Below are 1258 nucleotides of genomic sequence, written 5' to 3' on the forward strand. Positions count from 1 at the left end.
GGCTTCTTCTTTTTCGGGTCGATGGGTTGATAGTCCTTGTGGGGGTCGAGGGTGAGCTCGCGCAGGATCTCGCCGGTGGTGGCGTTGATGATGGTGATGTCGAGGTCCTGGATGAGGAGTTTGATGCAGGTTCCCTTGTAGGTGCGGCCGATGCCGATGTAGTGGAGGCGGCCGGCGTGGCGCAGGGTGACGACGCCTTGGGTGTCGACGTGGTCGAGGCGGACCCGGTCGTGGGGCCTGCCGGGCTGGGTGGGGTCTGGGCTGGCTTTGGGTGTGGTGGTGTAGACCGTGGCCGGGGTGGCGTGGTGGGGCAGGGAGCGATGCCCGCGGTGGTGGTTGTAGACCTCGACGAATGTGTGGAGGAGGGTGTCGAGCTCGGCGATCGTGGTGGGCTGGTCGGGTTGCGCGGCGAGCCATTTCTTCATGGTCTGTTGGAAGCGTTCGACTTTGCCGCAGGTGGTGGGGTGGTTGGGTCGGGAGTTCTTCTGGATGATGTGGTGTTCGGCCAGGAGTTCCTCCAGCGGGGTGCGGCCACCTCGGCCGGTGGCGAAGCGGACGGTGTAGACCATGCCGTTGTCGGTGAGGGTGGATGCGGGGTATCCGTACTTGTCAGCGGCTTGGGTGAAGGTTGCGGCCGAGATCGCCGCGGTGATGCGGCGGTGGGCTGAGATGTGTAGCGCGTAGCGGGAGCAGTCGTCGATCCAGGAGATGATCTCGATGTCGTGGCCGGAGGCCAGGCGGTAGTGGGTGAAGTCGGATTGCCAGCAGCCGTTGGGCTGCTCGGCCTGGAACCGGATCCAGGAAGAGCGGGGCCGTTTCCGGGGTTGGGGTGTGACCTGGCCGTGGCGGTTCAAGATCCGGTGGATCGTGGCGCGGCTGACGGTGATGCCGGTGCGTTGCAGATGCCAGCCGATCGTCTCAGCGCCGGCGTCGAGTCCTTGAGTGGCGAGGTCTGCGCGCAGGGCCAAGATCATCTCCACCACGGTCGGGTCGGTGGCGTTGGCGATCGTTTTCGGGGCTCTCGAGGCCGGTTCGAACACGGCAGGACCCTCGCGGCGATAGGCCTTCATCAACCGGGATATCCAGCCCTGGGAGACCTCGTACCGGCGGGCTGCTTCGGACTGGGACATCCCCGCCAAGACCGCCTCAATCACCAATCTGCGCTTCGCTGCTGCCATCCACGCAGACTCGCAGAGCCATTCCGATGACCTGAGACAGGGGTATTCCGATGACCCGAGACACCCTATTCCGATGTCCT

General features: G+C 64.9%; 1 protein-coding gene. It reads right to left on the reverse strand.

The window, feature by feature from the left end; genetic code table 11:
• Window positions 1–1178: IS481 family transposase (locus H5393_RS14280; RefSeq protein WP_182767233.1), on the reverse strand; the 1178-nt coding region annotated here is incomplete at its 3' end.
• Between the last annotated feature and the right edge of the window lie 80 nt (window positions 1179–1258).

The sequence above is a fragment of the Tessaracoccus sp. MC1756 genome (assembly GCF_014164735.1).
Taxonomy (GTDB): domain Bacteria; phylum Actinomycetota; class Actinomycetes; order Propionibacteriales; family Propionibacteriaceae; genus Arachnia.